Source organism: Streptomyces mangrovisoli (assembly GCF_000974985.2).
Classification (GTDB): Bacteria; Actinomycetota; Actinomycetes; order Streptomycetales; family Streptomycetaceae; genus Streptomyces; species Streptomyces mangrovisoli.
Map to the genome: position 1 here is coordinate 1 of NZ_LAVA02000135.1, position 6,130 is coordinate 6,130.

Annotated in this window: 4 protein-coding genes and 2 pseudogenes; all 6 read right to left on the reverse strand. The window is 77.2% G+C overall.

Annotation, left to right across the window (positions count from 1 at the left end; genetic code table 11):
- Positions 1 to 448: pseudogene (locus WN71_RS37575) on the reverse strand (hypothetical protein); the annotation flags it as partial.
- On the reverse strand, positions 445 to 1,842 hold the full coding sequence (locus WN71_RS37580) for a coiled-coil domain-containing protein (RefSeq protein ID WP_046592795.1): 1,398 nt from the start codon (positions 1,840 to 1,842) through the stop codon (positions 445 to 447). The gene WN71_RS37580 and the pseudogene WN71_RS37575, both read right to left, overlap by 4 nt.
- A complete protein-coding gene (locus WN71_RS37585; RefSeq protein WP_046592794.1) occupies positions 1,832 to 2,485 on the reverse strand; it encodes a 4Fe-4S single cluster domain-containing protein in 654 nt (217 codons plus the stop codon). Before WN71_RS37585 ends, WN71_RS37580 begins: the two co-directional genes overlap by 11 nt.
- Complete coding sequence (locus tag WN71_RS37590; RefSeq protein WP_046592793.1) at positions 2,482 to 4,029, reverse strand: vWA domain-containing protein; 1,548 nt, start codon at positions 4,027 to 4,029, stop codon at positions 2,482 to 2,484. Before WN71_RS37590 ends, WN71_RS37585 begins: the two co-directional genes overlap by 4 nt.
- 321 nt (positions 4,030 to 4,350) lie before the next feature.
- Positions 4,351 to 5,712 carry a hypothetical protein gene (locus WN71_RS37600; RefSeq protein WP_052743255.1) on the reverse strand — a complete coding sequence of 454 codons (1,362 nt, stop codon included), beginning with the start codon at positions 5,710 to 5,712 and terminating at the stop codon, positions 4,351 to 4,353.
- Positions 5,709 to 6,130, reverse strand: a pseudogene (locus WN71_RS42130) (hypothetical protein); the annotation flags it as partial. The pseudogene WN71_RS42130 and the gene WN71_RS37600, both read right to left, overlap by 4 nt.

Below are 6,130 nucleotides of genomic sequence, written 5' to 3' on the forward strand. Positions count from 1 at the left end.
CCGGAGACCCACCGCCCGGAGACCCGCCGCCCGGAGCCCCGTCACCCCGAGCCCCGCCGAACCCCGGTACCAGCGCGTCCCCCAGCGGCCCCCGCAGCCCGGCGTGCCGCATCCGGCCCGGTCCCCGCGCGCCGCCCCGGGCCCCCCGGGACCCACCGCCCGCAGCGGCGCCCGCCGTACCGCCCGCAGAGCCGCCGCGCCGGGACAGATCCCGGGACGCCGCGTCCCGGAAGTACACCGGCCGGCGCAGCGAGCTGAACGCGATGCGCGCGAACCCCTCCTCGTGGAGCAGCTGCCAGAGCACCTCCTCCAGCGTGCGCACCCGGTAGTCCGGGCCGACGAAGATGTCGTCCACACCCGGCCCGTACACCACGGTGAACGGCTCGCCGCTGCGCAGCCCGATACCGGCGAACCGCTCACCGAGGAAGCTCCGCGCGGGCCGCGTCATCCGCGCCCGCCGCTCGCCCGCTCCCGGCCGAGCTCCACCCGCGCCGCGGGCGCGGAGCGGCGGCGCTGCAGGTCGAGCGCGGCCCGGTCCGGTACGCCCGCGTCGCTGACCGGTTCCGAGGCGTCGTGCCCCTCCTCGCGCAGCGCCCGCTGGATCGACAGCGCCCGTTCGCGCAGTTCGCTCTTCGACGCGGTGTCGTGGTCGTACGACAGCACCCGCAGCACGCACTGCGCCTCGTGCTCCGGGGCCCGGTCGACCTCGATGAGGATCTCGTTGCCGTTCTCGTGCTGGAGCTTGGCGAGGAAGGCGCGCCGCGGGTCGGAGGCGTCGTAGACCCCGTCGACGAGGTCGTACGCGGCGATCTGCTCCAGCGTGCCGACGACCGCGTCGGCGAGATTGACCCGGACCTGGGAGGCGAGCTGCCGCATCCCGGCGCGCTCCACCACGTCGCCGAGCCACTGCTCCAGCCGGGGTGCCTCCCGCTGCTGGAGGTCGGTCAGTTCGTCGACGCCGGTGTCCTCGTCGCGGGCGCGGGCCAGCAGTCGTTCGACGGCCTGCCGCACCTCCTCCAGCTCGCCCTCGGACCAGTAGTCGACCTCCAGGCGCACCCCGTCCAGCACCTCGCCGTCGGCCCCCAGCACCGGCCGTACGGCGCTCTTGCGGATCAGGTGGTCGACGGTGACCAGGGCCTGTACGGCGCCGGCCCGCGCCGCCCGGTGCGCCAGATCGCGCTGGGCGACCTCCAGGCGCAGCTCGCTCAGCGCGTGGTAGGTCTCCTGGGAGAGGGCGATCGCGGCGTCGTGGCGGCCCTGGGCGACATTGGACTCGGCCGTGGCCAGGCGGGTGCGCAGCCGGTCGAGTTCCCCGGGGGCGAAACGCTCGTGCGGCAGTTCCTGCGCGATCGCCCGCTCCACCGTCCGGGCGTCGTCGACCCAGATCCGGGCCACCTCCCCGGCCCGTTCCCGGTCCGCGGTCAACTCGCCCACCTGCTGCGAGAGATGGTCGAACTCCTTGCGCCGGGCCGCCCGCTCGTCGGCGATCTCCCGTCGCAGGACGTCCTGTTGAGCGTCCAGCCGGGCCTGGACCTCCGCCCGCAGCTGCCCGGCCGTCGCCTCCACCGTGTGCCGCAGCTGCGCCGCCTGCTCCTGGAGCCTGCGTGAGGTGGCCGCCTCCAACTGCCGGGTCTGTTCGCTGAGTCCGGCCAGGACCTGCTCGGCTCGCCGGGCCCGCTCCTGCGCCGCGCCGAAGGCCTGGTCGACGTCGGCCCTGGTCTGCTGCCGCACCTCCTCGATGAGATGGGGCAGATCCCGCCGGACCTCCTTGAGCTGCTGCGCCTGGCGCTGGAGCCGGTACCACTCCGACTCGTCGACGCGGATCCTCTTCCTACCGCTCATGGCTGTCCCTCCTGGGAGTGGTGCGGGTGCGGACCGTGTCGACCGCCGCGTCGAAGGCGGCGACCAGGCCGGGCGGAGGCACCCCGATGAGCAGCGCGTGCCGCCCGTCGACGGCGATGTCCGCGCTGCGCGGGCGCGATTCGAAGTCGTAGCCGCAGTCGGCGAGGCGTCCGGTGAGGTGGTGGACGCGCTGGTTGGTGCTCCCGCGCAGGCCCCGGCCGTCGTCGAGCCCGGCCACGTAGAGGCCGTCGACGAGCACGTCCACCTCGGCGAGCAGATCGGCGACGCCGGGCCCGGGCGGCCGCGCGCGCAGGCGTTCCAGCCGGTAGCCGGTGAAGCAGAGCAGCGACACGTCGCGTTCGGCCCGGACCAGCCGGGCCACCTCGGCCAGTCCCGCCGCCTGGCGCATGGGCTCGCCGCCGCTGAACGTCAGCCCGTCGACGCGGGGATCGGCCAGCAGCCGTACGGCCAGCTCGCGCGGGGTGACGAGCTCGTGCGGGCGGTCGGGGATCCAGTCCGGGGACATGCAGCCCCGGCAGTGGAAGGGGCAGCCCTGCACCCACAGCACCGCGCGGCGGCCCGGCCCGAGCGCGGTGGTGCAGGGCCACACCTCGGCGACGTTCACGCGCAGGGCCGCGCTCATCGCGATCCGTTCGCCGGGAAACCGGGCGTGTAGGCGAAGGAGATCCCGTTGATCACGACCTGCTCGCCCGGCGGGCACAGGGCGTTGCTCTCCCGGGCGTGGGTGCCGTCCGGGGTGTAGCGGATGAACAGGTCCACCCGCGGGCCGCCGGGGCCCGCGCTGCGCCGGCCCCGGATGCGGCCGGTCCCGCCGATCGTGCGCGGGCGTACGGTCATCCGCCGCCCGCGCAGCGCGATCCGGTCGGAGGTCAGCCCGCCGAACGTCGGCCAGAGCACCAACTCGCCGCGCAGCTGCGGGCGATGGGTGCGCCGCCACAGCAGCCAGCCCAGCAGGGACAGCGCGACGAGGAGCGCGATGGTGAGCGGCAGCGTCAGCGGGCTTCCCACGGTCGCCGCCATCGGCACCGGCGCCCCGGTGGCCACCCGTGCGGGCACTCGCAGGTCGATGTCCGGCCGCAGCACGGCCGCCCAGTCCGTGCCGACCTTGCCGTCGGCGCGCAGGCGCGCGTCGACGTGCCGGGTGCGGCGTACCGGCAGCGGATCGGCGCCGACGTGGCCGCGCACGGTCACCCGGAAGGTCCGCGACGTGCCCGGTGCCAGCTCCACCCGGTCGGGCACCCCGGTGACGGTGGCGTCCGGACCGGTGAGGGAGACGTGCAACCCGGTGACGACGAGCGGGACATGGCGGCTGCGCGAGGTGAGGGTGAGCGTGGTGCGGGCCACGCCGTCCGTCATGGCCAGGGGCCCGCTCCCGGACCACGACAGGACCACGCCCTTGCCGACGTCGGGGTTCAGCAGCCGTGCGGCCTTGCGCAACCGGGTGCGGTCGCCGGCCCGTTGCAGATAGGTCGACAGGTCGTCGATGCTCGTGGGCCGCAGCACGGTCGTCGGGGTCACGACGCTGCGCATCAGGTCGGCGCCGGACGCCTGGGAGCCGAGGGGCAGCGCGTACCCGGCGAGGTCGGTGTGGCGCGCCACGGCCTCGGCCCGCTTGTGCAGCGCGGTCCACGGCGCGCCCTTGGCGGAGGGGTAGGACGAACCGGCGGGCGGGTTGTGCTCGCCGTCGGTCACCAGCACCACCGACGAGATCGACGAGACGTCGGCGCGTTCCAGCTCGGTCACCGCGGCGTCCAGCGCGGCGCCGATGTCCGTCTCGGCGCCGGGCGTCGGCGCCGCGGGCAGCTGCGCGAGGATGCGGTCGGTGGTGCCGGAGCCGCCCGCCGGTCCCTCGTACCGCAGCTGGGGGTGCGCGTCGAAGGTGAACAGGGCGACCCGGTCCTTGCGGGAGACGTGGTCGAGGAAGGTGCGCAGGGTCGACCGTACGGTGTCGTAGCGCCCGTCCTTCGCCATGGAGCCCGAGGTGTCGACGAGGATGACGTAGTCCGCGGGCAGGTCGCCGAGGCCGAGGCTGTCGTAGATCTGCGCGCGGGTCGGCGAGTCGCCGGAGGGGGCGGCGGTCGCGGTCGCGGGCAGAAGGACGAGCACCGCGGCGACCAGCACCACGGCCCACGACCGGGCCAGGGAGCGGGCCCGCGCGGTCGGCACCCCGGTCCGCGGCCGGGAGCCGGAGCTGGCACCAGCGGCTGTTGCCCGGGCCCAGAGCCGGGCGAGGGAGCGGGCCGGTGCGCCCGGCGCCGCGGTGCGGAGCCGGGCGAGCGAGCGGGCCCACGCGGCGGGGGGCCGGGCGAGGGACTGCGTCCGCGTGCTCGACGCGGGGGCCGACAGCCGGTCGTGGGGGCGGCCCTGCGCGGTCGGCGCCGCGGCCGACGGCCGGGTGAGGGAGCGGTTCCACGGTCGGCGCGGTGGCCGTACTCTCCGGCGCCGTGTGTCCCTGTCGGTCACTGATCCCCCCGTGCGTCGCGTGGTCTAGTGGTGGGTCCGGGTGAGGTCGACCGGGAGCCGGCCCAGCTCGATCTCGGTGCCGGTCGTGGTCGCGCCCACGGGTCGCAGCACCAGGTGCGCGACGCCGTCGGCGGAGAGCCGTACGCCCAGGTGACAGCGGTCCCCCGGGGCGCCGGGCGGGATGTGGACGGTGCGTACCGGCAGCACCGGGCCGCCCGCCGTGCCGCGGACGCCGACCACGACCCGCCGCTGCGCGCCCGGCGCCGGGCGCACGTTCACCGGCCGCCCGCCGGACTGCGCGAACACCGGGGCGCGGCCCGGCTCCAGAGCCCCGGCCGGGCTGATCTCCAGCTCCTCGGAGCGCAGTCGGCCGCCGACCATGCGGTGGGCGCTGACGCACACGGCGTGCGGATAGCGGTCGCCGGGATCGACGAGTCCGGCGGCGACCAGGGCCGCGCCGAGGACGGCGGCATGGCAGGGATCGACGTCGGTGCCCGCGAGGCCGGTGATCCGGTGCCGGGCGGCGAGATGGGTGTGCAGCGGCGCCAGCCGGGCGAGCCCGCCCACGGGCACCACCGCGTGACCGGTGCCGACGGTGTCCAGGGTGCCGTCCAGCGCGGTGGTGACGGCGGCGAGCGCGGTGCGGAAGTCCCGTACAGTGACCGGCCGTTCGCCGAGCCAGTACACCGTCGTGGCGTCGTAGACGTCCGGGTTGCGGGCCGCGCGGTCGAGCGCGGACCGCAACCGCTGCCCGGCGTCCGGGCCACGGCGGGCCGCGGCGAGGGCGGCGCGCCCCGCGGCGTCGTGCGGCAGCCCGGCACCCGCGAGCAGGGCGGCGTCGAAGGCGTCCCCGAGCCCGGCCGCGGGCGCGTGCTCCGCGCCGTCGAGCACCGCGACACTGGGTCCGGCCACCGCGCACAGGGTGACCTCGGCGGCGCGGGCGCCGAGGTCGCACACCGCGTAGCGGCCGTCCCCGGCCGCGCCACGGTGCCGCAGCAGCGCCAGAACGGCGTGCGGGGCACCCAGCGGCCGCACCTCGGGGGCGTCCCGCAGCCCGCCGAGCGCCGCGGCCAACTCGGCGTCCGGCAGCGGCCTTTCCCGGCGTGCGACGACGACCACGAGGCGCCGCGCCCTGCCGTGCCGGGCGCGGTAGGCGTCGTACGCCTCCTGGAGCGCCGCGACCCGGGAGGCGCGGGCCGCCGCGGACAGGGGCAGCCCCTCGTCGAGGGTGGCGCCCGGCAGGTCGACCAGGCGAGGGCTGCCGTCGGGGCCGACCTCGGCCATGCGGGCGTGGTGGGTCCCGATGTCCACGGCGACGGCCGGGTCGGCCGGGGAAGGCGGGACGGCGGACGCGGAGGAGGCGGCGGAGGCGGCCGGGGTGGTCATGACGGCCCCCTGCGCCGGAAGCGCTTGAGGCCGAAGCGGCCCGGCAGCCGGTGGCCCTCGCGGTGGTGCCGGGGCCCGTCGGGGCCGCGCGGGCCCACTTCGCGCAGCGCCTCGGGCACACCGCCGCCGGACAGCCGGTCGCCCCCCGGCTCGCCGCCCAGACCCGGCAGTTCGGGTCGCCGCGGGGCATCGGGGCGGTCGCCGCTGTACGACCCGTCGGGCGCCTGTGCCGGGTACGGCGAAGGGGGGCCCGCGGGCGGGTGGGCGCCGTGGGCGGGCGCGGGGTGCGGCGGCGGGACCGTGGACGGGTCGGCGGCGTGCGCCTGCGGGAGTGCGGGCGCCTGGGAGCCGTGCGGCGGCGGTACGGCCGGCGGGCGGGGGTGGTGCGGGGGCGGGGGCGGCGCGCCCTGTCCCGGAA